24 protein-coding genes and 1 pseudogene are annotated in these 22,989 nt (G+C 61.8%); 13 read left to right on the top strand and 12 right to left on the bottom strand.

Features of this window, described 5'->3' with window-relative positions; all coding sequences use genetic code 11:
- Positions 1-80: 80 nt before the first annotated feature.
- The 3 genes from RGV59_RS29600 to RGV59_RS29590 all read right to left on the bottom strand — a co-directional run bounded on the left by RGV59_RS29600 (position 81) and on the right by RGV59_RS29590 (position 2,545).
- Complete coding sequence (locus RGV59_RS29600) at positions 81-506, bottom strand: hypothetical protein (RefSeq protein WP_104902587.1); 426 nt, start codon at positions 504-506, stop codon at positions 81-83.
- 213 nt (positions 507-719) lie between these two features.
- Positions 720-1,352 (bottom strand): glutathione S-transferase family protein, encoded by a 633-nt coding sequence (locus RGV59_RS29595; protein ID WP_017847205.1) that lies wholly within the window; start codon positions 1,350-1,352, stop codon positions 720-722.
- 161 nt (positions 1,353-1,513) lie between these two features.
- Entirely contained in the window at positions 1,514-2,545 is a 1,032-nt protein-coding gene (locus tag RGV59_RS29590) for a LacI family DNA-binding transcriptional regulator (RefSeq protein ID WP_162231529.1), read from the bottom strand.
- A gap of 213 nt (positions 2,546-2,758) precedes the next feature.
- Between RGV59_RS29590 and RGV59_RS29585 the strand changes: the two genes are divergently transcribed.
- Together RGV59_RS29585 and RGV59_RS29580 are read left to right on the top strand one after the other, a co-directional pair.
- Positions 2,759-3,292 (top strand): gluconokinase, encoded by a 534-nt coding sequence (locus RGV59_RS29585; protein WP_017847207.1) that lies wholly within the window; start codon positions 2,759-2,761, stop codon positions 3,290-3,292.
- Positions 3,293-3,376: 84 nt separating this feature from the next.
- Positions 3,377-4,729, top strand: coding sequence for a GntP family permease (locus tag RGV59_RS29580; protein WP_057004503.1), 1,353 nt, complete (start codon positions 3,377-3,379; stop codon positions 4,727-4,729).
- A 141-nt stretch (positions 4,730-4,870) separates the two neighbouring features.
- On the opposite strand, the gene alaC is transcribed toward RGV59_RS29580, so the two are convergent.
- Positions 4,871-6,088 (bottom strand): alanine transaminase, encoded by a 1,218-nt coding sequence (gene alaC, locus RGV59_RS29575; protein ID WP_017847209.1) that lies wholly within the window; start codon positions 6,086-6,088, stop codon positions 4,871-4,873.
- Positions 6,089-6,284: 196 nt separating this feature from the next.
- Here alaC and RGV59_RS29570 point away from each other — a divergent pair, with 196 nt between their 5' ends.
- Positions 6,285-6,767, top strand: coding sequence for a GyrI-like domain-containing protein (locus RGV59_RS29570; RefSeq protein ID WP_017847210.1), 483 nt, complete (start codon positions 6,285-6,287; stop codon positions 6,765-6,767).
- Positions 6,768-6,874: 107 nt separating this feature from the next.
- Here RGV59_RS29570 and RGV59_RS29565 read toward each other — a convergent pair whose 3' ends face one another.
- Complete coding sequence (locus tag RGV59_RS29565; RefSeq protein ID WP_126585421.1) at positions 6,875-7,369, bottom strand: GNAT family N-acetyltransferase; 495 nt, start codon at positions 7,367-7,369, stop codon at positions 6,875-6,877.
- A 144-nt stretch (positions 7,370-7,513) separates the two neighbouring features.
- Here RGV59_RS29565 and RGV59_RS29560 point away from each other — a divergent pair, with 144 nt between their 5' ends.
- The 3 genes from RGV59_RS29560 (at position 7,514) to RGV59_RS29550 (ending at position 9,656) form a co-directional block, all read left to right on the top strand.
- The gene (locus tag RGV59_RS29560; protein WP_126585420.1) at positions 7,514-7,933 is read left to right on the top strand and encodes a YybH family protein; all 420 of its coding nucleotides are present in this window, start codon (positions 7,514-7,516) and stop codon (positions 7,931-7,933) included.
- 42 nt (positions 7,934-7,975) lie between these two features.
- A complete protein-coding gene (locus RGV59_RS29555) occupies positions 7,976-8,320 on the top strand; it encodes a YciI family protein (RefSeq protein WP_017847213.1) in 345 nt (114 codons plus the stop codon).
- Positions 8,321-8,438: 118 nt separating this feature from the next.
- Positions 8,439-9,656, top strand: coding sequence for an RNA polymerase sigma factor (locus tag RGV59_RS29550; protein ID WP_126585419.1), 1,218 nt, complete (start codon positions 8,439-8,441; stop codon positions 9,654-9,656).
- A 54-nt stretch (positions 9,657-9,710) separates the two neighbouring features.
- Here RGV59_RS29550 and RGV59_RS29545 read toward each other — a convergent pair whose 3' ends face one another.
- The gene (locus RGV59_RS29545) at positions 9,711-10,565 is read right to left on the bottom strand and encodes a LysR family transcriptional regulator (protein WP_017847215.1); all 855 of its coding nucleotides are present in this window, start codon (positions 10,563-10,565) and stop codon (positions 9,711-9,713) included.
- Positions 10,566-10,652: 87 nt separating this feature from the next.
- On the opposite strand from RGV59_RS29545, the gene RGV59_RS29540 reads away from it, so the two are divergent.
- Positions 10,653-11,165: a multidrug/biocide efflux PACE transporter gene (locus RGV59_RS29540; protein WP_046382304.1), complete on the top strand. Its 513-nt coding sequence runs from the start codon at positions 10,653-10,655 to the stop codon at positions 11,163-11,165.
- On the opposite strand, the gene RGV59_RS29535 is transcribed toward RGV59_RS29540, so the two are convergent.
- Entirely contained in the window at positions 11,064-11,822 is a 759-nt protein-coding gene (locus tag RGV59_RS29535; protein WP_126585418.1) for an SDR family NAD(P)-dependent oxidoreductase, read from the bottom strand. The two genes, RGV59_RS29540 and RGV59_RS29535, sit on opposite strands and share 102 nt — an antisense overlap.
- A gap of 105 nt (positions 11,823-11,927) precedes the next feature.
- Between RGV59_RS29535 and RGV59_RS29530 the strand changes: the two genes are divergently transcribed.
- The gene (locus RGV59_RS29530; RefSeq protein WP_017847218.1) at positions 11,928-12,824 is read left to right on the top strand and encodes a LysR family transcriptional regulator; all 897 of its coding nucleotides are present in this window, start codon (positions 11,928-11,930) and stop codon (positions 12,822-12,824) included.
- On the opposite strand, the gene RGV59_RS29525 is transcribed toward RGV59_RS29530, so the two are convergent.
- Positions 12,821-13,738, bottom strand: coding sequence for a LysR family transcriptional regulator (locus tag RGV59_RS29525; RefSeq protein WP_017847219.1), 918 nt, complete (start codon positions 13,736-13,738; stop codon positions 12,821-12,823). The two genes, RGV59_RS29530 and RGV59_RS29525, sit on opposite strands and share 4 nt — an antisense overlap.
- Positions 13,739-13,842: 104 nt before the next feature.
- Between RGV59_RS29525 and RGV59_RS29520 the strand changes: the two genes are divergently transcribed.
- From RGV59_RS29520 to RGV59_RS29510, 3 genes are read left to right on the top strand one after another with little or no spacing between them, the layout of a single operon-like run.
- Positions 13,843-14,601: a 5-oxoprolinase subunit PxpA gene (locus RGV59_RS29520; protein WP_057004500.1), complete on the top strand. Its 759-nt coding sequence runs from the start codon at positions 13,843-13,845 to the stop codon at positions 14,599-14,601.
- Between the two features lie 56 nt (positions 14,602-14,657).
- Positions 14,658-15,536 carry a 5-oxoprolinase subunit B family protein gene (locus tag RGV59_RS29515; protein ID WP_126585417.1) on the top strand — a complete coding sequence of 293 codons (879 nt, stop codon included), beginning with the start codon at positions 14,658-14,660 and terminating at the stop codon, positions 15,534-15,536.
- A complete protein-coding gene (locus RGV59_RS29510; RefSeq protein ID WP_126585416.1) occupies positions 15,533-16,507 on the top strand; it encodes a biotin-dependent carboxyltransferase family protein in 975 nt (324 codons plus the stop codon). The genes RGV59_RS29515 and RGV59_RS29510 overlap by 4 nt, the downstream gene beginning before the upstream one ends.
- 141 nt (positions 16,508-16,648) lie before the next feature.
- On the opposite strand, the gene RGV59_RS29505 is transcribed toward RGV59_RS29510, so the two are convergent.
- Both RGV59_RS29505 and RGV59_RS29500 read right to left on the bottom strand, forming a co-directional pair.
- Entirely contained in the window at positions 16,649-18,265 is a 1,617-nt protein-coding gene (locus RGV59_RS29505; protein WP_017847223.1) for an inorganic phosphate transporter, read from the bottom strand.
- A gap of 140 nt (positions 18,266-18,405) precedes the next feature.
- Positions 18,406-19,428, bottom strand: coding sequence for a transporter (locus RGV59_RS29500; protein WP_017847224.1), 1,023 nt, complete (start codon positions 19,426-19,428; stop codon positions 18,406-18,408).
- Between the two features lie 208 nt (positions 19,429-19,636).
- Between RGV59_RS29500 and RGV59_RS31895 the strand changes: the two are divergent.
- Positions 19,637-20,374, top strand: a pseudogene (locus tag RGV59_RS31895) (methyl-accepting chemotaxis protein); the annotation flags it as partial.
- A gap of 165 nt (positions 20,375-20,539) precedes the next feature.
- Positions 20,540-21,307, top strand: a complete 768-nt coding sequence (locus RGV59_RS31890; RefSeq protein ID WP_370737557.1) for a methyl-accepting chemotaxis protein — start codon at positions 20,540-20,542, stop codon at positions 21,305-21,307.
- A gap of 59 nt (positions 21,308-21,366) precedes the next feature.
- On the opposite strand, the gene RGV59_RS29490 is transcribed toward RGV59_RS31890, so the two are convergent.
- Positions 21,367-21,675 (bottom strand): PepSY domain-containing protein, encoded by a 309-nt coding sequence (locus RGV59_RS29490; RefSeq protein ID WP_017847226.1) that lies wholly within the window; start codon positions 21,673-21,675, stop codon positions 21,367-21,369.
- A gap of 87 nt (positions 21,676-21,762) precedes the next feature.
- Positions 21,763-22,890: a glycerophosphodiester phosphodiesterase family protein gene (locus RGV59_RS29485; protein ID WP_126585414.1), complete on the bottom strand. Its 1,128-nt coding sequence runs from the start codon at positions 22,888-22,890 to the stop codon at positions 21,763-21,765.
- Positions 22,891-22,989 lie beyond the last annotated feature (99 nt).

The raw sequence follows: 22,989 nt of genomic DNA, 5'->3' as shown, positions 1-22,989 counted from the left end.
GGCAAACATTGTTCTGGCGCCGGCCAAACGTTGCCGTCGACAGGCCATCTTGTGCAGTACCTTCCCGGTGGCAGGGCCGTTCAGTCGTGTTTGAAGTCCTCGACGATGAACGACCCGCTCGTGAAGTCCATTTCCAGGGCATGGTGAAGTGCCGCCGTTTTGGCCTTGAAGTGAAAGGACGCCTTCAGGAGGCGGCCTTGCAGGTACAACACGGTGAATTTTCCGCTGGTTGCCAAATAGGTGCCCTGTTCGCCTGACCTCGTGTCGTCAAATTCAAGCCTTACCTTGTGGTCTTCACTGGCCGTTGCACCAATCTCGTAGGTCTCGCCTTCCTTGATATTTTGGTCAATGCTGATTTTAAGCAGGGCGAAATCGGTCATGATCCCGACTGTTGAATTAAAGCCTGACCCGCCATTCAAATGAGCTACAAAGTTTGTGCTAAAGGGAACCGTCCATCCGGCTATTACCCCAGAGATTGCATCGTTTTTACCCAGTACCGAACCCATGATTGCTTCTCCATATTCAAGGGGCAATGTGTTGCACATTGCGTGTGCTTATGAATAGGCGAAGAGGAGAAACGGGGCTACTGTCAGACCTGACAGGTCCCTGCGCTTTCCTGACAGACGGTCTTTCGATGTTTCGAAAAAAGCGTTTTGCCGATTCTGTCGCAGGCACCTGAGAGCTGTGCGTTGAGTCCTTTCACGTTGCCGTCTTTGTGATCAGTCATGGCCGTCGAGGGCGAAGGTCTTAAAGCCGGCATGCTGGCCAAGGCGCTGGTAATACGCGGCAACTGCCGGGTAGGACGGGCGCTCCATCGGCGTCATCTGCCAGCGGTGAACCGAGAGGCCGATGAGGATGTCAGCCAGGGTGAATTCGTCGCCGGCCACGTAGGCACCGGTCTTTGCCAACTGTTGTTCCAGCAGGCCCATCTTGTCGTGCCAGGCTTGCACGCCCGCCTTGATGCGCTGCGGGTCCTGATGATCGGGGCTGTTGCGCACCAAGGCCTGGAAGGCATAGCCCCAGGACGGGTTGAGTTCGGTGGCTTGCCAGTCCATCCACTGCTCGACCCGGGCGCGAGGGGCGGGCTCGAGAGGTAGCAGGTCGTGGCGTTGGTAGAGGTTCACCAGATAGCGACAGATGGTGTTGGATTCCCACAGCACACCGTGGTCGTCGATCAGCACCGGCACTTGGGCGTTGGGGTTCAGGGCAAGGAATTCGGCGGATTGGGTCGGCTTGAAGCCGATGCCCCAGTCTTCGCGCACATAGTCGATGCCCAGTTCCTGGCAGGTCCAGAGCACTTTGCGCACGTTGATGGACGAAGCGCGACCCAAGATTTTCAGTGAGTGTCCCATGGTGCTTCTCTGGCAGTGGAGAACACTCAATCTAGCAGGGGTCGGGCACTACGGCGATGCCTTCAAGCGGGCACGGTTAAAAATGTGTGTGGGGCCATGGCTTTGCCCACTGGCAATACGCTCAGCTCCCTCCAGGGCAACATCGCAATGTCAGCCGCGTCCTACGTGCTCTCCCGCACCTGCAACTCAAACCCCATGTCCACCACCGGCTTGGCGATCTTGTTCCCCGCCATGACCGTCAGCAGATGCTCCGCCGCGCGCCGACCGATGGCCTCGCGCGGCGTGCTGATGCTGCTCAGGCGCGGCACCATGAAGGAGGAGGCGGGCAGGTCGTTGAAACCCAGCACGGCTACGCGCCCCGGGACGTTGATGCCGTGACGCAGGGCTTCGAGCAGCGCGCCCTGGGCCAGGTCGTCGTTGCCGAAGAAGATCGCATCCACATCCGGATGGGCCGCCAGCAACTGCAAGAACAACTCGCCGCCCAGGCCCACGGAGGAGGGGCGTGGCGTCAACAGTTCCAGCGCCGGGTCGTACAGCCCGGCCTGTTGCAGCGCACGGCGGAAGCCTTCGCCGCGCAGCAAGGTGCGTTGGTCCAGTTGCGCGCCGATATACGCCAGGCGCTTGCGCCCACGGGACAGCAAATGCGCCGCTGCCGTCTCACCCGCCGCCAACTGCGAAAAGCCCACGCAATTCACGCCAGCGTTGGGGTCCAGATCCATCATGTACACGCACGGCACATTGCTGGCCTCGACCATCCGTCGCGCGCTTTCGGTCCGATCGAACCCGGTCAGCAGCAAACCCCGCGGCTGGTAGGCCATGTAGTTGCGCAGCAAGGTCTCTTCTTCGTCGCGGGAATAGTGGGAGTTGCCGATCAGCACTTCAAAGCCCTTGGGCCGCAGCACCTGGTGGATCGCTTCGAGGGTTTCGATAAACAACAGGTTGGACAGCGAGGGCACCAGCACCACCACCGAATGGCTCTGGGCCGAGGCCAGGGCGCGGGCGGCGGGGTTGACCACGTAGTTCAACTCGGCGGCGGCCCGTTGCACTTTTTCCACCAGTTCGGTGGCCACGGTGCTGATGCCACGCAAGGCGCGGGAAGCGGTAATCGGGCTGACGCCGGCCAGGCGGGCGACTTCATTGAGGGTCGGGCGACCCGTGGTGCGTGTATTTTTATCGTTCTTGGAGGTCATCAGGCGGCTTGCCAAACAAAAATCGAGGCACTAAGGTAGCGCTGTCTCCAAACGGCTGCAAATGCTTGAATGCTGGGTTGCCTGATCCAGTTCAAATGCTTGGAGCGGATGCACGCGTCACTCCATAAAAAAAGACAAGACGGCGCGGGAAAAGCCTGTTTTTGCACTAGCCTTACAGCGTGCAAAGGTAGCGCTATCTGCGTCCTGAGGTGTTTCATGAGTCAACCTGTTACCGCCCTGGTCATCATGGGTGTCGCCGGCTGCGGCAAGACCAGCGTCAGCGAGGCCGTGTGCCGCCTGAACGGTGCCACCGCCATTGAAGGCGACAGCTTTCACCCCGCCGCGAACATCGAAAAAATGAGCGCCGGCCACCCCCTCGACGACAACGACCGCGCCGGCTGGCTCGACATCCTGTGCGATGAGTTACGCCGTTCGCTCAAGGCCGGCGAACACCCGGTCCTCACCTGTTCCGCGCTGAAAAAGAAATACCGCGACCACCTGCGCGAAGCCGCGCCGGGCCTGGGCTTTGTGTTTCTGGAACTGAGCCGCGAAGTCGCCGCCGACCGCGTGTCCCATCGCCCCGGGCATTTCATGCCGGCAAGTCTGATCGACAGCCAGTTCGCCACCCTTGAATCGCCCATCGGCGAGCCGCTGACCCTGGCCCTCAACGCCAGCGAAGACAGCGTCGAGGCGTTGGCCGAGCAAACCCATGCGTGGTGGTGCAAACACGGTTTTGAACCCGCTCATTAATTTTTGTGTCGGAAAAGATAGCGCTATCTCCGACAGCAAACTCAACACCCGCTTTAATAACAACAACAAACAGGAGAGACCCCCATGTTTGGCATGTCCCACGAGTCCTACCTGCTGCTTGATGCAGTGGTCACTATCATTGGTCTGATCTTCTTGATCACCAAGTTCAAGGTTCACCCGTTTATCGCGTTGATCATCGCCGCCGGCTTCCTTGGCCTGACCTCGGGCATGCCCGTGGACAAGATCATCAAGGCCTTCCAGGACGGCTTCGGCGGGGTGCTCGGCTTTGTCGGCATTATCCTCGCGCTGGGTACGATGCTCGGCAAGATGATGGCCGAATCCGGCGGTGCCGATCAGATCGCCCAGACCCTGATCCGCGCCTTCGGCAAGGAAAAGGTCCAGTGGGCGATGATGTTCGCCGCGTTCCTGGTGGGTATCCCGCTGTTCTTCGAGATCGGTTTTGTGTTGCTGATCCCGCTGGTGTTTATCGTCGCGCGCCGTACCGGCGTGTCGCTGATCAAGATCGGCATCCCGTTGCTCGCCGGCCTGTCGGCGGTCCATGGCCTGGTGCCACCGCACCCGGGCCCGCTGCTGGCCATCGGCGTGTTTGGCGCGGACATCGGCAAGACCATTCTGTACGGCCTGATCGTCGCGCTGCCGACTGCCATCATCGCCGGCCCGATCTTCGGTACGTTTATCGCCAAGTACATCCCGGGCAATCCGTCCCAGGAACTGATCGACCAACTGGCCCGTGAGTCGGAGCACAAGACGCTGCCGAGCTTCAGCATCACCCTGATCACCGTGCTGTTGCCGGTGTTCCTGATGCTGCTGAAAACCTTCGCCGACATCGCCTTGGCCGACGGTCATGTGGTGCGCAACTGGATGGACATGATCGGTCACCCGATCAGTGCCTTGCTGCTGGCGTTGCTGCTGTCGCTGTACACCTTCGGTCATCGCCAGGGCATCCACTCCAAGCAGATCCTCAAGTTGCTCGACGCCAGCCTGGCGCCGACCGCCGCGATCATCCTGATCATCGGTGCCGGTGGTGGTTTCAAACAGATGCTGGTGACCAGCGGCGTGGGCGACGTGATCGGCCATATGGCGGTGAACGCGCAGATCAACCCGATCCTGCTGGCGTGGCTGGTGGCGGCGGTGATTCGGGTGGCGACCGGTTCGGCGACAGTCGCGACCATCACTGGCGCAGGCATCGTGGTGCCGGTGGTGGGCATGATTCCGGGGGTTAACCGCGAGCTACTGGTGTTGGCGACGGGGGCGGGTTCGTTGATCCTGTCTCACGTCAACGATGCGGGGTTCTGGCTGGTGAAGCAGTACTTCAACATGACCGTGGCCGAGACGTTCAAGACCTGGACAGCGATGGAGACCATCCTGTCGGTGGTGGCGCTGATCTTCATCATGTTGCTGTCGTTGGTGGTGTGACAGACACACCGTAAGGCAAGGGTGCAAACCCAATCCAAATGTAGGAGGGGGCTTGCCCCCGATAGCGGTGTTTCAGTCACCCGATACAGTGACTGACACCCTGCCATCGGGAGCAAGCCCCCTCCCACATGTTTGACTGAGTTAGACGCCGGTTTTTGGTAAGAGGCCATCGGCGCGGAACATCCCGCGAATCCCGCGTACCGCCTGGCGAATCCGGTCCTGGTTCTCGATCAGTGCAAAGCGCACATGGTCGTCGCCATATTCACCAAAGCCAATCCCCGGCGACACGCACACCTTGGCTTCGAGCAGCAGCTTCTTGGCAAATTCCAGCGAGCCCATGGCGGCATACGCTTCGGGGATCTTCGCCCAGACGTACATCGACGCCTTGGGATTCTCCACCATCCAGCCCAACTCATGCAGGCCTTTGACCAGTACATTGCGGCGCTGGCGGTACTGCTCGGCGATGTCTTTCACGCACTGTTGGTCGCCTTCCAGCGCGGCAATCGCCGCCACTTGCAACGGGGTGAAGGTGCCGTAGTCGTGGTAGCTCTTGATCCGCGCCAGGGCGTTGACCAGCTCTGCGTTGCCCACCATGAAACCAATGCGCCAGCCGGCCATGTTGTAGCTCTTGGACAGGGTGAAAAACTCTACCGCAATGTCCTTGGCACCCGGCACCTGCATGATCGACGGGGCTTTCCAGCCGTCGTAGACGATGTCGGCGTAGGCCAGGTCATGCACCACCAGCACGTCGTACTGCTTGGCCAGGGCGATCACCCGCTCGAAGAAATCCAGCTCCACGCACTGCGCGGTCGGGTTGGACGGGAACCCCAGGATCATCATCTTCGGCTTGGGAATCGAACCGCGAATCGCCCGTTCCAGCTCGGCAAAAAAGTCCACGCCCGGAATCAACGGCACCGAACGCACTTGGGCGCCGGCAATCACGGCACCGTAGATATGAATCGGGTAGCTCGGGTTGGGCACCAGTACGGTGTCGCCCTGGTCCAGGGTGGCCAGCATCAAGTGCGCCAGGCCTTCCTTGGAACCGATGGTCACGATGGCTTCCGACTCGGGGTCGATATCCACTTCATAACGGTCCTTGTACCAGCGCGAAATCGCCCGGCGCAGGCGCGGAATGCCTTTGGAGGTGGAGTAACCGTGGGTGTCTTCACGCTGGGCGACGGTGACCATTTTTTCCACGATATGTGGTGGGGTCGGGCCGTCAGGGTTGCCCATGCTCAAGTCGATGATGTCTTCGCCGCGCCGACGCGCAGCCATCTTCAGCTCGGCAGTGATATTGAAAACGTAAGGGGGGAGTCGATCTATGCGCGCAAAGCGGCGCGGCAAACCTTGGTCGGCCATTGTTGCCTCGAAAGTACGTAAGCGCCCGGAACCGTCCGAGCGACGTCGGCCACTGCGGTGGCCTGCGGGGCAGACAATACGGTTGATGATGGCCAGTTGTCCAGATGCGTAGGAACAATTTCTACATGCAGTGCAATCCGGATATACCCCTATACTCAATGCGGGTTTGTTCTCTCATAAGAAGGAGACTGTTCAGATGGATCAGCAGACGCAACAACCGTTAGAGCCGCGCATGGAAGAGGGCAAGGCCCTAGTGATCGCCGGGGTGCAAGGGCATTATTCGAAGGCCACCACCGGAGATATTCCCAAGTTGTGGGGCGTGTTTGACGAGAGCGTCAAATACATCAAAAAGCGTTTGGGCGGATTTACCTACGGGGTTTGTCATAACCCCAGACACGATGAGTTCGACTACATCGCAGGGGTTGAAGTCCCCGCCAAGGGCGATGTGCCGAGCAATTTCGAGTTCATCGAAATCCCGCCGCATCACTATGCCGTGTTCGCGCACTATGGCGAGGTACACGCGTTGCCGCAGACCTACGAGCGGATCATGTTCGAATGGTTGCCGCATTCCGGGTACAAGGTTGCCGGTGTGGATTTTGAGCGGTACAGCGCGGATTTTGATGTGAGAAAGGGCCTCGGCACCGTGGAGGTCTGGCTGCCTGTGGAAGCAAAGGCCTGAAGCGCCGGCCGAAGATGATGGCGACTCTTCGGCCGTTTTTCCTGCGCGGGTATGCTCATGATCCTGCGTGCCCCCAAGCGTTGGTCGCTGTCATCTCTACGTGACATCTACTGCGGCTCCAAGCCCCGACTCAAACGGCGTTCATACCCGCCCCGGCCCTTGTATGCCTCCCCGCGATCCACCCAGCCCAGCCCCAGGTACAAGCCCATCGCCGCGACATTGTGCGCGTCCACCGACAACTCCAGCGCCTTGATCTGCGGCCAGGCCTGAAGCGCCGCCGCGGGTAACGCCTGCAGGCAGGCTTTGCCAAATCCCCGGCCCTGTTGGCTGCGATCCACCTGTAACGCGTGCAGCGTGGCGCTGTGGGCATCGGCCCAATGGGGCAGGCATGGCGGGCATTTGAGCAGGAGGAAGGCCACGGGCACATCGTCGGCCAGCAGCGCAAAGCCTTTGATGCCGGGGCTGGGGTTGATCAGCAGGGTGTTGAGTGCGCAATACATGTCGCCGCAAAACGGCAACTGCTCAGGGTGAACTTCGATCGCGCCGACTTGCTGTGTTTGCACAGCGTTCAGCGCCTCGTAGGCGACAAGGCGGGTTTGCATCGGGGCGTCCGAACGGCTGCAAGGAAGGGCGCAGTCTATCGGGTTTGCGCGCTGCGAGATTTTTTTTCAGCGCGCTGTCGATCGGGCGGCGGGCCATTCGACTAAGGGTGTCTCTGAAGATTTTCACCCCCCAGGAGTATCGCCATGAACACTGCAATCCACACCCTGATCGAACAATGGAAACAAGCCGTCGTCGCCAAGGACATCGATAAGATTGTCAGCTTTTACGCCGACGATATCATCGCGTTCGACGCGGTTAGCGCCCTGCAGTTCAAGGGCAAGGTGGCCTACCGCGCGCACTGGCAGGCGTGCATGGAAGTCTGCCCCGGCCCCGGTGTGTTCGACTTCCATGAGTTGCATATCGTCGCCGCCGACAACAGCGCCTTTGCCCATTGGCTGGCTCACTGCGGTGGCACCGGCCCGGACGGCGTGCTCAAGACCTGCTGGATGCGCGTCACCGTCGGTTACCAGCGTGTCGACGGCCAATGGAAGGTGGTGCATGAGCATTGGTCGGCCCCCTTCGACATGGCCACCGGCGTCGCGCTGTTCGACCTGAAACCTTGAGCCCCGCGAACTATAGTCAGTAGTCCGAAAACGGAGAACGCCATGAAATACCTGTGCCTGATCTACAGCAACGAACAGGTGTTGCACACCGCGCCGGACAGCCCGGCCGACCCGGAGTGTTTCGCCTACGCGCAGTCCGTCCAAAAGAGCGGGCGCATGCTCGCCGCCGAGCCGCTGGAGTCGGTGAGCACCGCCACCACTGTGCGTATGCGCAATGGCAAGCTGTCGATCACCGACGGGCCGTTTGCCGAAACCAAGGAGCAGCTCGCGGGGTTTTACCTGATCGAAGCCCGGGACTTGAACGAAGCGCTCCAGGTCGCCGGCGGCATTCCGGCGGCCCGGGTCGGCAGTGTGGAAGTACGCCCCGTGCGCCAATTGAATCTCTGAACACAAAACACCCATAAACAGGAGGTTTACCCATGAACACTCAACCTGCCGAATGTGAATGGCCCATCAAACCTGGGGGCGACGCACCCAATCGCCCGGTGACCCAGGATCTGCCCGATTGACCCCTCCGATCGAGACGATTTACCGCCATGAATCACGGCGCGTGCTGGCGACGCTGATTCGCCTGCTCGGCGATTTCGACCTGGCCGAGGAAGCGCTGCACGAGGCGTTCCTGGTCGCTATGCAGCGCTGGGAGCACGACGGCGTGCCGAGCAATCCACGGGCATGGCTGGTCTCGACCGGGCGCTTCAAGGCCATCGATCGCCTGCGCCGCCAGGCCCGTTTCACCCCGTTATTGCAGGCGCAGGCCGATGCGCTGGCAGCGGCCGATTGGGACGACGAAGACGTGGAAGACGACCGCCTGCGCCTGATCTTCACCTGCTGCCACCCGGCGCTGGCGGCTGACGCCCAAGTGCCGCTGACCCTGCGTGAAATCTGCGACCTGACCACCGAAGAAATCGCCCGCGCCTTTCTGGTTCCGCCGGCCACCATCGCCCAGCGGATCGTGCGGGCCAAGGGCAAGATCCGCGAGGCGAAGATTCCCTATCAGGTGCCGTCGCTGGCCGAATTGCCCGAGCGCCTCGACAGCGTGCTGCGTGTGATTTACCTGGTGTTCAACGAAGGCTACTCGGCGTCGATGGGCGCGGATCTCACGCGCGACGACCTGACCCTTGAAGCCATCCGCCTCGGCCGTTTGTTGCTGGAGTTGCTGCCGGAGCCGGAAGTCATGGGCTTGCTGGCGTTGATGCTGCTGCACGAGTCGCGCCGCCCGGCGCGGACCTCGGCCAGCGGCGAGTTGGTGCTCCTGGACGAACAGGACCGAGCATTGTGGGATGCATCCCTGATTGCCGAAGGCTGCGCACTGGTGGAGCAAGCGCTGACGACCCGGCGCTTTGGGCCCTATGGCTTACAGGCGGCGATTGCGGCGGTACATGCCGAAGCGCCGAGTGCCGAGCACACCGACTGGCCGCAGATTGTCGGGCTATACGATGTGTTGCTCCGCGCCGTGCCGTCGCCCGTGATCGAACTGAACCGCGCAGTGGCGCTGGCCATGCGCGATGGGCCGTTGGCCGGGTTGCAACAGGTGGAGGCGATTCTGGCGCGGGGCGAATTGCTGGACTATCACCTGGCGTATTCGGCGCGTGGCGAATTCTGCCGACAATTGGGGCGGCTGGACGAGGCGCGGCTGGCGTATGAAAAAGCCCTGTCTCTGACCCGGCAAACCCCGGAAAAGCATTTCCTCGAACGCCGCCTGGCCAGCCTGACCCCGATCTAGCGCCCAACGCATTTCCACTGTGGGACCACCAAGCCCTGCCTGCTCAGGACAAACTCAATCGAGCATCTGCCCCAACAACCAACTCCCCGCAGGCCCCGGCGGATATTGCCGTGACCACAGCGCATCCACCGCCACCGAGCGCGGCCAACTGCGCACGCTCAGTTCAATCAGCCCGGCATTGCCAAAGCGTTCCACCAACCAGCGCGGCAGTGCGGCCCAGCCAAAACCGAGCTGGGCCATTTCCATCAGCATCAGAAAACTCGGCGCCGACCAGACGCGGCCCATGGGGCGGGTTTCATTCGGGTTGATGATGCTCGCCAGGCGCAGCTCACGGTGTTGCTGCAACACCTGTTGGTTGACGCTTTCCAGGCTGGCCAAAGGGTGCGTGGGCGCGACGAACAGGGCAATTTCGGTGCGCTCTTCCACCGGCGAACGGCTCAGGTCGGGTGGGTAAACCTCCTGGGCCTCGACCAGGGCAATCTGGGCCCGGCCACTTTGCACCAGGGCTATCAGGTCTTCGCACTCGGCGATCAGCCATTCCAGTTCCAGGTCGGGGTAGCGTTGCTCAAAGGCCTTGAGCGCAAGTTCGAAGCGCTCCGACTGGTAGGTGTCAGACATCGCAATCGTCACTTTCGCCTCCAACCCCTGGGATAGCTGACTTGCCGCCAACGCCAGCCGACTGCTCGCCTCCAGCACCTGCTCGGCGCGTTGCAGCAGCACATGGCCAGCGGCGGTCAGCGTCGGCTTGCGGCTGCTGCGGTCGAACAGCAGCACATCGAGGTCAATCTCCAGGCTCGCCACCGCCGCGCTGACGGTGGACTGGCTCTTGCCCAGCTTGCGTGCCGCCGCAGAAAACGAGCCTTGGGTCGCGGCCTGAACAAAGGCCTGGAGCACTTCATGGGAAGCCATGACTATCGCCTTTATCGATGGTTATTGGTTATGAAGTATCGATACAAAACGCAATGATGGCAACACAGTCACTCACGGAGCCGGGGCATGAACCCTACCAAGTCGATTACTGAACGTGTGTGCCAGGCCATCGGTTTCGAGGCCCTGGCGTTGTTGATCTGCACGCCGTTGCTGGCGTGGATCATGGACAAGCCCGCGGTGGAAATGGGCATGGTCACCCTGGCAATCAGCCTGATGGCGCTGACCTGGAACGTGATTTTCAACGGCCTGTTCGACCGCCTCAAGGCACGCCTGCAACTGGCCAACAACGGCTGGACCCGGGTGCTGCACGCCTTGCTGTTTGAAGGCGGGCTGGTCCTGATGTGCGTGCCGTTGATTGCCGCGTGGCTGAACATCAGCCTGCTGCAGGCGTTTATCCTCGATATCGGCGTGTTGCTGTTTTTTCTGCCGTACACCTACGTGTACCACTGGGGCTACGACGTGATGCGCGAAAAGCTCTTACAGAAACATGCCGCCCGAAGCCTCGATCCGCTGGCCGGTGATCCAGTGGCTACCGTCCGCCAGCAGGCTGGCAATGGCCCCGCCGATATCATCCGGTAACCCGGCGCGGCCCAGGGCGGTGTTATTGGCGACCATCGCGTTGAGGTTGGCGTTGTCGCGCACGGCACCGCCGCCGAAGTCGGTTTCGATGGCGCCCGGCGCGAGGATATTGACGCTGATACCGCGCGCGCCGAGCTCTTTGGCCTGGTAGCGGGTCAGCACTTCCATGGCGCCTTTCATCGCCGCATACGCGGCATAGCCGGGCAGGCTGAAACGGGCGAGGCCGCTGGAGATATTGAGGATGCGGCCACCGTCACGGATCAGCGGCAGCAGTTTCTGGGTCAGGAAAAACGGGCCTTTGAATTGAATCGCGACCAGTTGGTCGAACTGCGCTTCGCTGGTCTCGGCAAAGCTGGCGTGGATGCCGATACCGGCGTTGTTGATCAGAAAGTCGAAATCATCCCGTGCGAAAACACGCTTGAGCACGCCGCTGACTGCTTCGACGAACGCGTCGAAGGTGGCGCTCTGGCTCACATCCAGTTTCAGCATGGCGGCGCGGCCGCCCCATTGTTCGATCTGCTCGACCACTGCCTGGGCTTCATCCGCCTGGCTGTGGTAAGTGCCGATGATATCCACGCCTTGTGCGGCCAGGCGCAACGCGGCGCTTCTACCCAGGCCGCGGCTGGCGCCGGTGATCAGTGCGATTTTGCGGGTCATGGTGCAGTCCTCTGAGGTGATTGTGGGAATGAGTGTATTTGTCCGCCTGTAACGTGATAAACAGCGGTAAAGCGAAATCACTGGCCGGAAAAAGCGAACAATCCCATGAACAAACTGGAGTTGCTGCGCACCTTCGTGCGCGTCACCGAACTGTCGAGTTTCACCGGCGCCGGCGAGAGCCTGGGCCTGCCGCGTTCGACGGTGTCCGAGCATGTGCAGGCACTGGAAGAACTGCTCGGCGCGCGCCTGCTGCAGCGCACCACGCGCAAGGTGCAGGCGACCCAGGACGGCCGTGTGCTGTATGAACGCAGCAAGGACTTGCTTGCGCACATGGAGGAACTGGAGGGCTTGTTTCGCCAGGACGAAACACAACTGACCGGACGCATTCGGGTGGACCTGCCGACCATGATGGCGCGGGATTTGATCCTGCCGCGCCTGCCGCATTTCATGGACGCGCACCCGTTGATCGAGCTGGAAATCAGCGCCACCGACCGTCAGGTCGACCTGCTGGCCGAGGGGTTCGATTGCGTGCTGCGCGTCGGTGCGCAGCCGGACCAGTCGGTGGTCGCCCGGTTGTTGTGCAGCATGCCGATGATCAACTGCGTGAGCGCAGGCTACCTGCAACGCTATGGCGTGCCGCGGACGCTGGCCGACCTGGCCGACCACCACTTGGTGCATTACGTGCGCCCGCTGGGTTCGCGCTCGGCGGGGTTCGAATACCTGCAGGGCAACAAGGTGCAGCGCCTGCCCATGGCCGGGCGGGTCACGGTCAACAGCACCGATGCCTATAAGTCGGCTTGCCTGGGCGGCTTCGGGATTATCCAGGTGCCGGCCCTGGGCATCGGCGATCAGTTGGCCAGTGGCGAACTGGTGGCGGTTTTGCCGGAATACCCGGCGCCGCCGTTGGACGTGTCCCTGCTCTATGCCGGGCAGCGGCATTTACCGCTGCGGGTGCGGGTGTTCATGGACTGGTTGGCCGCGACGCTGCAAGCCCAACTCTAACGCCGCGCCGACAACTGCTGCGGGGCCAGGAAGGCGTCGTGGAAGTAGTCCCGGAACGCCTGCATCGCCGGGGTAAATGCGCGCTCGCGGTGCCAGGCCAGGCCGACGCTCATGGGCGTCACCGGGTCGGTCACGGTCAGGGTTTCGATGCGCTTGCCTTCCAGGGACCAGGGCCGATGCACCAGGTCCGACAGGATCGCCACGCCGCTGCCATTGGCGACCATGCTGCGCACCGCTTCCACCGAACTGGTGCGCAGCCGCACCTTGGGCGTTTGCCCGGCCTGTTCCCAATAGCGCATGGCACTGTGTTCGGCTTCGTCGACAGTCAGCAGGATGTAGGGCTCGCGGGCCACGTCCGCCAGGCTGACGGCGCCGCGTTCGCACAATGGGTGATGGCTGGGCAGCCACAGGCGGCGTTCGGAGTTGAAGAGGATTTCCGACACGATATCCGCGTGGGTGAGGTTGGCGGTGAGCACCACGGCCATGTCGAACTGGCCGTCGAGCAGGCCGTGTTCGATGGCCTGGCGCTCCTGCTCGAACACCTCGATGGTCACGTCCGGGTGCCAGTGTTCCATGCGCTGCAGATGGTGCGGCAGGAAGTAACCGAGCACCGTGTAACTGGCGGCGACCCTTAGCACGCCGCTGGCGCGGTAGTCGGGGAGCGGGCTGTTCAGCGCGTCGTCGACACTGCGCACGATCACATAGGCGCGGTTGAGAAAGTGCCGCCCGGCGTCGGTCAGGTTCATGCCCTGGGCCGAACGCACAAATAATTGCACGCCGAGCATCGCCTCCAGTTCCTTGATCGCCGTGGTCACGGCCGATTGGGAGATGTTCAGGTGAATCGCCGCCTGGGAAATCTGGCCGATCTCGGCGGTGGCGACGAAGTAGCGGATTTGGCGCAAGGTCAGCGACATGGCGATATCTGTTTTTCAGAAGATAGGCCATCTGATAATAGATCTTCCCAAGGGGTCAAGCCGCAGCCTACTTTTCAGCATCACCTTTGGCGGAGCGACTTTTCATGCAGGCAGTGGATTTCAATTCAGACATGGGCGAAGGCTTCGGCCCCTGGACGATCGGCGATGGCGTCGATGCCGAGCTGATGGCCTACATCAGCTCGGCCAATATCGCCACCGGCTTCCACGCCGGCGACCCCGGCACCATGCGCCGCACCGTCGCACGCGCCAAGCAACTGGGGGTCGCCATCGGCGCCCATCCGGGCTTTCGCGACCTGGTGGGCTTCGGTCGCCGCCATATCAACGCGCCGGCCCAGGAACTGGTGGACGACATGCTCTACCAGCTCGGCGCCCTGCGTGAAATCGCCCGGGCCCAGGGGGTGCCCCTGCAACACATCAAGCCCCACGGCGCGCTCTACATGCACCTGGCCCGCGATGAAGACGCCGCGCGGTTGTTGGTGCAAAACCTGCAACTGATTGAGCCGACACTGTTGCTGTACTGCATGCCGAATTCGGTGATCTGGCGCATAGCCAAGGAACTGGGGCAGCCGGTGGTGCGTGAGTTCTACGCCGACCGCGAGTACGACCTGAGCGGCTCCATCGTGTTCACCCGCACGGTGCGCGCCCTCGACCCTGCCACCGTCGCGGCGCGGGTCCTACGGGCTTGTCAGACGGGTCTTGTACGCACCGTAGAAGGCGAAGACCTGTTTATCGAATTCGATTCCATCTGCCTGCACAGCGACACCCCCGGTGCCCTGGAATTGGTCGAAGCCACCCGTGAAGCCCTGGACCAAGCAGGCATTGCGGTCAGAACACCCGAATAAGATCGACCCCATACTTTTTTGCCTGCCTTTCTATAACGATTCCAAGAGGAACAGACATGGCTGAAACGTCCCCCATCCGCTACAGCTTCGGCGCCGATGAACACCTGTTCGCCGAGGTCAGTGACAGCATGTCCCTGGAGGCTTTCTTCAAAGGCATGGCCGTGACCCGCGCCGTGGAACGCCTGGCGTTGGACGGTGTGCTGGATGTGTGCCTGGCCAACGCCTCCTTCCAGATCCGCTTCGACCCGGACCGCATTGCGCCCCATGTGCTGCTCGACGCGGTGCAAAGCGCCGAAGCCCAGGCCGTGGCCGAACGCACCTTGCACACGCGCATCATCGAAATCCCGGTGCTCTACAACGACCCCTGGACCCACGAAACCCTGATGCGCTTTCGCGATCGCCATCAAGACCCCAACGGCACCGACCTGGAATACGCGGCGCGGATCAACGGCCTGGCCGATGTCGACGCTTTCATCGCGGCCCACAGTGGCGCGCCGTGGTTTGTGTCGATGGTCGGCTTTGTCGCGGGCTTGCCGTTCATGTTCCAGATGGTCGAGCGCGAGCGGCAGTTGCAGGTGCCCAAGTACCTGCGCCCGCGCACCGACACGCCGAAACTGACCCTCGGCCATGGCGGCTGCTTTGGTTGCATCTATTCGGTGCGCGGCGCCGGCGGCTACCAGATGTTCGGCGTCACCCCGGCACCGATCTACGACCCGGCGCAGCAGTTGGCCTACCTCAAGGACCATATGGTGTTCTTCCGGCCGGGCGACATCGTGCAGTTCAAACCGATCGACCGCGAGGCCTACGACCTGGCCGTCGCCGAGGTGGACGCAGGACGTTTCGACCTGCGCATCCGCCCCCTGGAATTTTCCCTGGATGCGTTTCTCGCCGACCCCATCGGTTATCCGAAAACCCTGCAGGAGGCGCTGGCATGATCAAGGTGCTCAAACCCGGCCTGGCGACCTCGGTACAGGACCTGGGCCGCGAAGGTTATTACCACCTGGGTATTCCGCCGTCGGGCGCGCTGGACCAGTACGCGCTGAGCGCGGCCAACCATTTGGTGGGCAACCCGCCGGGCGCGGCCGGCCTGGAATGCACGCTGATCGGTCCCGAGCTGGAGTTTCGCCGGGACGCCTTGGTCGCCCTCAGCGGCGCCTTGATGGCGCCGCGCCTGGACGGTGAAGTGGTCCACCAGGACACCGCGTTCCAGGTCCGCGCCGGGCAGGTGTTGCGCTTCGAATTTCCCCAGGCCGGTGCGCGCACCTATCTGGCGGTCGCCGGCGGCATCGACGTGCCGTTGGTGCTCGGCAGTCGCTCGACCTACACCCTCGGCGCACTCGGCGGCTTTCACGGGCGGCGGTTGCAGGCGGGGGATGAGCTGCCCATCGGCGAGCCCTGTGGGCAGGGGCGGGCGGGCAACAGCTTGCCGATGGCCTTGCGCCGGGCAGTCGGTGGCGATGTGACCTTGCGCGTGGTGCCCGGCCTGTATTACGAACGCCTGACGGCGGCGGCGAAAAGCAGCTTTTTTGCCGAGCCGTGGACGGTGGGGTCCGAGGCGGATCGTATCGGCTATCGCTTCAAGGGCGGCAGTGCGTTGAGCTTTCAGCCACGGGAGCAGCCGTTTGGCGCGGGGTCCGATCCGTCGAACATCGTCGACAGTTGCTACCCGATCGGCTCGATCCAGGTGCCGGCCGGGCTGGAGCCGATCGTGCTGCATCGGGACGCGGTGTCGGGCGGCGGCTACGCGATGATCGGCACGGTGATCAGTGCCGACCTGGACTTGATCGGGCAGATGCAGCCGAACCAGCGGGCGGGGTTTGTGGCGGTCAGCCTGGAGCAGGCGTTGGAGGCGCGGCGGGTGTACAAGAAGCGCCTGAAGGCAATGACCGGGCTCTTCAATACCTGAAACACCACCCAGCAAAATGTAGTGGGTCAGCAGAGTTTGCTGAACAGCCAGTAGCGCAGCATCGCCACCCTGGTCACTGCCACGCCGGCCAACAATGTGGGAGCGAGCAAGCCCCCTCCCACATTGTTGACCGGCGCTGGGTCAGAAGAGTTGGGTGAATAACCAGTACAGGCTACCCGACAGTAGAATCGCTGCCGGCAAGGTCAGCACCCAGGCCATCAGCAAATTGCGGATGGTCTTCATCTGCAAGCCGCCGCCGTTCGCCACCATGGTCCCCGCCACGCCGGATGACAACACATGGGTGGTCGACACCGGCAAGCCGAACATATCCGCAGCGCCGATGGTCAGCATCGCCACGGTCTCGGCCGAGGCGCCTTGGGCGTAAGTCATGTGCGTCTTGCCGATTTTTTCGCCCACGGTCACCACGATGCGCTTCCAGCCGACCATGGTCCCGAGCCCCAGGGCGATGGCCACGGCGATCTTCACCCACAGCGGAATGAAGCGCGTGGAGTTGTCGATCTGTTGCTTGAACAGTTGCAGCTTGCCTTGGGTGTCGGCGTCGAAGTTGCCGATCTTGGCCTTGTCCATCAAACGAATGGTTTCGCTGGTCAGGTACATGTCGTTACGCACGTTGCCTACGGCTTCGGCGGGGACTTTAGCCAAAGAGCCGTAGCCTTTGACTTCATCGCCGATCTGGCCGGCGAGGGCGGCGAGGGCCGGGATCAGTTCGGGTGTGGCGTCCTTGGTCCGCACGTAGGTCGAGAGGATGGGGCGCGGGTCGCCCGGCAGCGCTTGCGGCGCGCTTTTCATCAGCGCGACCTGGGTCACTTCAGCCACTGCGGCAAACTGCAGCGATTGTTCGGCGGGCATGGCGCGGTTCAGCGCATACGCCATCGGCAGGGTGCCGACCAGGATCAGCATGATCAGGCCCATGCCTTTTTGCCCGTCGTTGGAGCCGTGGGCGAACGATACACCGGTGCAGGTGAGGATCAGCATGCCGCGAATCCACCATGGCGGCGGGGTGTCGCCTTTGGGCGCCTTGTACAGCGCGCGGTTTTTCACGAAGGCGCGCAGGGCCAGCAACAGCAGGGCGGCGAAAGCGAAACCGATCAGCGGCGAGAGCAGCAGGGCGTAACCGATCTTGATCGCCTGGCTCCAGTCCACGCCGCTGGTGCCATCACGCCCGTGCATCAGGGCATTGGCCACGCCGACGCCGATGATCGAACCGATCAGAGTATGGGAGGACGAGGCCGGCAGGCCCAACCACCAGGTGCCGAGGTTCCACAGGATCGCCGCGATCAGCAGGGCGAAGATCATCGCGAAACCGGCCGAGGAACCCACCTGCAAAATCAGCTCGACCGGCAGCAGGGCAATGATGCCGAACGCCACTGCGCCGCTGGAGAGCAGCACCCCGAGGAAGTTGAAAAAACCCGACCACACCACCGCGAACTGCGGCGGCAGTGAGTTGGTGTAGATCACCGTCGCCACGGCGTTGGCGGTGTCGTGGAAACCGTTGACGAATTCGAAACCCAGGGCGATCAGCAGCGCCACGCCCAGCAGCAGGAACGGCGTCCAGGTGGTGACCAGCGTGCCCAGTTCGTGCATGTCGCGCATCAGGCTGTAGGCGGTGAACAACAGGCCCATCGCGAGCACGGCAAAGAAAATGATCACCGTCAGCAGGCCGGGTTTTTTGTCCAGCCTGGGTCGGGTATCAACGGATGACGTATGCGTTGAAGCTGTCAGGGAAGGGGTGGCCATGCAGTAACATCCAGTGTCGGAGAGGATGTCGCTCATGATCATTGCAGAATATTACAGAGATGCTGCGATAGATCAGTGTTTAGCGGATTGGATTGGCCGCTGGTCTACAAACGCACAGATTTTTTGAGCGCATGTGAGGGTCAGTAGTCGTTGCGTTTCCTGAAGGCCCAGCGCCCGGCAATCAAGGTAAAGGTCGCGACCAACGCCACCAGAATCCAGAAGCCTTCCGGGTCTTGGGAAAGCGGCACGCCGCCTACGTTCATGCCGAAAAAGCCGGCAATGATATTGATCGGCAACGCCAGCACCGTGACCACCGTCAGCGTAAACAGCGTGCGGTTGCTTTGTTCGTTGAGGTTGGCGGCGATTTCTTCCTGCAACAACTTGATGCGTTCGCCCAGGGCGGTCAGGTCGTTGATGATCAGCGCAAACTCCTCGGTGGATTTGCGCAGCTCCTTGACGTCTTCCTTTTGCAGCCACTGCGGCGGGCGGTTGAGCAGCCGCAGCAGCGAGCCGGGCTCCAGCGCCAGCAGGCGTTGCAGGCGCACCAGCACCCGGCGCATGGCGCCCAGCTCGGCGCGGTTGGTGGACAGGTGCGAGGAGAGCAATTGGTCTTCGATGTGGTCGACGCTGATGCTGGTCTTGCGCACGATCTGCGTCAGCACCTCGCCCTGGTCGCGCAGCAGGTGGACCAGCAACTCCAGCGGCGAGCGGAAGTGCTCACCGGCCTTGACCGACGAACGCAACTTGTCCACCGAGTGCAGCGGTTGCAGGCGCGCGCTGATCAGCAAGTGACTGCGGGCGCAGACCCACAATGTGGAAATATCCGACGAGACCATGCTGCTGAAGTTGAACACCACGTCGTTGACCACCGCGAGCAAGGCAGAGTCGACGTGTTCGATACGGGTGGAGCGTGAGCCTTCGTGCAAGGCTTCGAAGAATTCTTCCGGCAATTGCAGGTGCGCCAGCATCCAGCGCTCGCATCCGGCATGAGCCAGGTTCAGGTGCAGCCATAGAAACTCCTGCGGGTCTTGCGGTTGCTGCAAGGCCTGGAGAGCGGTGGCTGAATCAATCTGCTCACCCTTTTCGCCTGGGCGGAAACGGAAACCGTAAAGCAAGCCAAACAGATCGGAGTCCTGGTGGCTATGGTCGATGCTGTGGTTCATGGAGTCTCGCAGAGAAAGGACCTGTCGGACGTTTCACAGGTTCGCGTGAGCGAATCATTGCAAGGATGCTTGACAGTTTTGTGACAGTTTTCGACTTGATGACATTTTATTGACCGGCTATCGAAATGAGCTCAAGAAGTGTCTAGATCGGCCGATTCAGGGCACAACAACCGCTGCGGATGACGGCGCCTTCGACGACAGGGATGTCATGACGTATTTGCACCTTTTCCTTGTTTCGAGGCTTTTCCCGATGACTTTTTTACGAACATCCCTGCGGGCACAGATTTTGTCGCTGCTCGGCGGCAGCCTGCTGGCGATGCTGTTGATCGCCCTGGCCTGTTTCAACTTCCTTTCCAACGGGGTGCAGAGTTACCGCAGTTTGCTCGATGGGCCGTTGCTCACTTCACAGTTGATCGATGAGGCCAACCTGCAATTCAAAGTGCAGGTGCAAGAATGGAAAAACGTGTTGTTGCGCGGCAAGCAGCCGCAGGACCTGGAGAAATACTGGGGCCAGTTCCAGGATCGGCAGCGCGATGTACAAGGCATTCTCTCGCGGCTGGTCACCCAGACCGTCGATGACCCGGCGCTGAGCCAGCGTATCCAGAACCTGCGTAAGGAGCACCAGCAGCTCGGCGTTGCCTACCAGAAGGGCCGCGATGCCTACTTGGCCGCCGGCGCCGACCCGAGCGCCGGAGACGCTGCGGTCAAGGGCGTGGACCGCGCCGCCAGCGAACAGATGAGCGCGCTGGTCAGCGACCTGCGTGCCCAAAGCACCCAGCAATCCCAGGTCATCAGCGCCCATGCCGAGCGCACGGTGATGGTGGGGCTGGCGATCATGTTGCTGTCCGGCGTATTGATCGGCCTGTTCAGCCTGTGGTTGATCAACCGCAACCTGATCCTGCCGATCCGTGGCTTGATCGAGTATGTGAGCCAACTGAGCCACGGCCGTTTTGCCGAGCGTGTCGCCAGTCGTCGCCAGGACGAATTGGGGCATCTGGCGGAGGCCGCGAACACCTTGCGCGACTTCTTGGCCGAAACCTTCAGCCGCCTGCAGCGCAGTGCCACCGATCTGGTCCACGCCAGCGGTGAGTTGAATTCGATCGCCGGGCAAATGGCGACCGGCACCCACGAACAATTCAACCGTACCGACCAGGTGGCCACGGCCATGACCGAAATGTCGGCCACCGCCCAGGAAGTGGCGCACCACGCCGCCAGTGCGTCCCGCGCGGCCGATGACGCAGACCAATCGGCCCGCGAGGGCGGCGAAGTGATGAAAGTCACCATTGCCACCATCGGCCAGATGCGTACTGAAATCCTCAACACCGGCACCATCATCCGCCGCCTGGAAACCGACAGCGTGCGGATCGGCAAGGTGCTCGAAGTGATTCGCGGGATCGCCGAGCAGACCAACCTGCTGGCGCTCAACGCCGCGATCGAGGCGGCACGGGCGGGTGAGGCGGGGCGCGGGTTTGCGGTGGTGGCCGATGAAGTGCGCAGCCTGGCGCAACGCACGGCGGCGTCGATCATCGAGATCAATCAGATTATCCAGGCGGTGCAAACCGGTGCGGTCGACGCGGCCGAGGCGATTGTCACTGGCCAGTCGTGCAGCGATGACAGCGTGGAAAAAGTCACCCAGGCCGGCGCGATGCTGGCTCACATCACCCAGGCCGTCGAAGCGATTCGCGACATGAACCGCCAGATCGCCACGGCGGCCGAGGAGCAGACGTCGGTGGCCGAGGATATTTCGCGCAATATCACCCAGATCACCACCGTGGCCACCGCCAACCTCGACAACGTGAAGCGCACCGAAGCGGCGAGCCAGAATCTGCGTGGTTTGTCCGGCGAATTGAACGAGGTGACGGCGCGACTGAGCGCTTGATCAAGCGCCCATAAAAAACCGCGCCACCCGAAGGTGGCGCGGTTTTTTCAGGGTTTGACTCAGGTGTCTTGCTTGTCTTCGAGCACGGTGCCGGTCTTGGCGTCGAGTTTCACTTCAAAGCGCTTGCCGGCGGTGTCGGTCAGTTCAACTTCGTAGACCAGGACGCCGCTGTTGTTGTGGTCCAGCTCGGTGTCGGTAATCTGGGCGCCGGCGTGTTTGGCCACGGCGGCGGCGTTGAGCTTGTCGAAAGGCATCACGGCACCGGATTTGAGCAGACCTTCGATATGATCCGGGCGGACATCGGCCTGGGCCAGGCCGGCGGCCAGGGTCAGGGCGGTCGCGGCAAACAGGGCAGTCAAGGTTTTCATGGTGTGTATCCTTTTTCGGTGAGCTGTTTAAGTGGCGCCAGATTAACCGGCGCAACTTAATTCATCCTTAATGGCACACTGACTCGCTCAGTATCTGTGGTCGTTCAGCAGGTCCTGCACGCTGGACGACGGCCAGCGCTTGTAGAACTTCAGCAGTTCGGCGGCGCGGTTGGTGAAGATACCGTCGACGCCGGCGTTCATCACTTTCTCGAAGTCCACAGGTTCATCCACGGTGTAGACGTGTACCAGCAGGCCCTTGTCGTGGGTCAGCTTGTTCATTCCAGGCTTCACCAGGTCGGTGTAGCTCTGGTCGCCAAGGGCGGTCAGCTCCGCCGACGGGCCCGTGCCGATGGCGCCGAGGCTCTTGGCTTCGTCGACCCACTTTTCGAACTCGGCGGCGTCCTTGGGCTCTTGCTTGGCGTAGTAAGCGGCCTTGGTCGCTTCGCCGGATTCGGCGAAGGTTTGCTTGGATTTCGGCTCGATGCTGCCTTCACCCACCCACAGCAGCAGGATTTTCGGGGTGTTGGGCATTTCTTTCTGCAGCTCTTTCAGGCTGGCCGTCTCGAAGGTCTGCAGCACCACGCGCCCTTTGCCCTGGCCGACACCGGTGTTGCTCTTGCCCAGCTTGGAGCCGGCGGAGCTCAACCAGCCTTTGTCCAGCAGCTTGTTTTTCAGGTCGGCTTCGATGCCAGGGAATTGCTTGGGCTCTTTGGTTTCGATGTACAGGCCCGGTTTGTGCTGCGGGTTGCCTTCGGCGATCTTGATGATGTCGTCCAGGCTGAGGATTTTCAGGCCGACGAAGCCCGGGCGGGCGCGGTCCGGGTAGGCGGCGTTGAACCAACTGCCGGCGTCGAGGGTTTGCAGTTCTTTCCAGGTGAACTCGTTGGCCGGGGCGTCTTTGCGCTCGGGGAACTTGGTGGCCACGTCGGTGGTGCGTTGCAGGTTGTTGTCGTGCAGGGCGAACAGCACGCCGTCCTTGCTGCGCTGCAGGTCCAACTCCAGGTAGTCGGCGCCCAGGTCGCGCGCGACCTTGTAGGCTGCGGCAGTGGACTCGGGGGCGTCGTAGGACGCACCGCGGTGGGCGATCACCGCAGGGTAGGGAATGCCTTCGTTAGTTGCCAATTCAGCCGGGCTGATCGGGTCGGCAGCCTGCGCCTGGCCAAGGCCAAGCATCAGGGCGAGCAGCAAGGCACTCTTGGTGAACGTGACAGGCATATATGGAGTCCTTTCGTGGAGGGAGCTTTGAGAAGGCTTCCTTTTTAACAATTGATAACGAAAGGCGCTATCACCAAACCGACATTAACGTGTGTGCGC

Source organism: Pseudomonas sp. FG1, from assembly GCF_034313875.1.
GTDB classification, from domain to species: domain Bacteria; phylum Pseudomonadota; class Gammaproteobacteria; order Pseudomonadales; family Pseudomonadaceae; genus Aquipseudomonas; species Aquipseudomonas veronii.
Note: the sequence above shows the minus strand (reverse complement) of the source record. Positions and strands in the feature narration are given on the sequence as shown.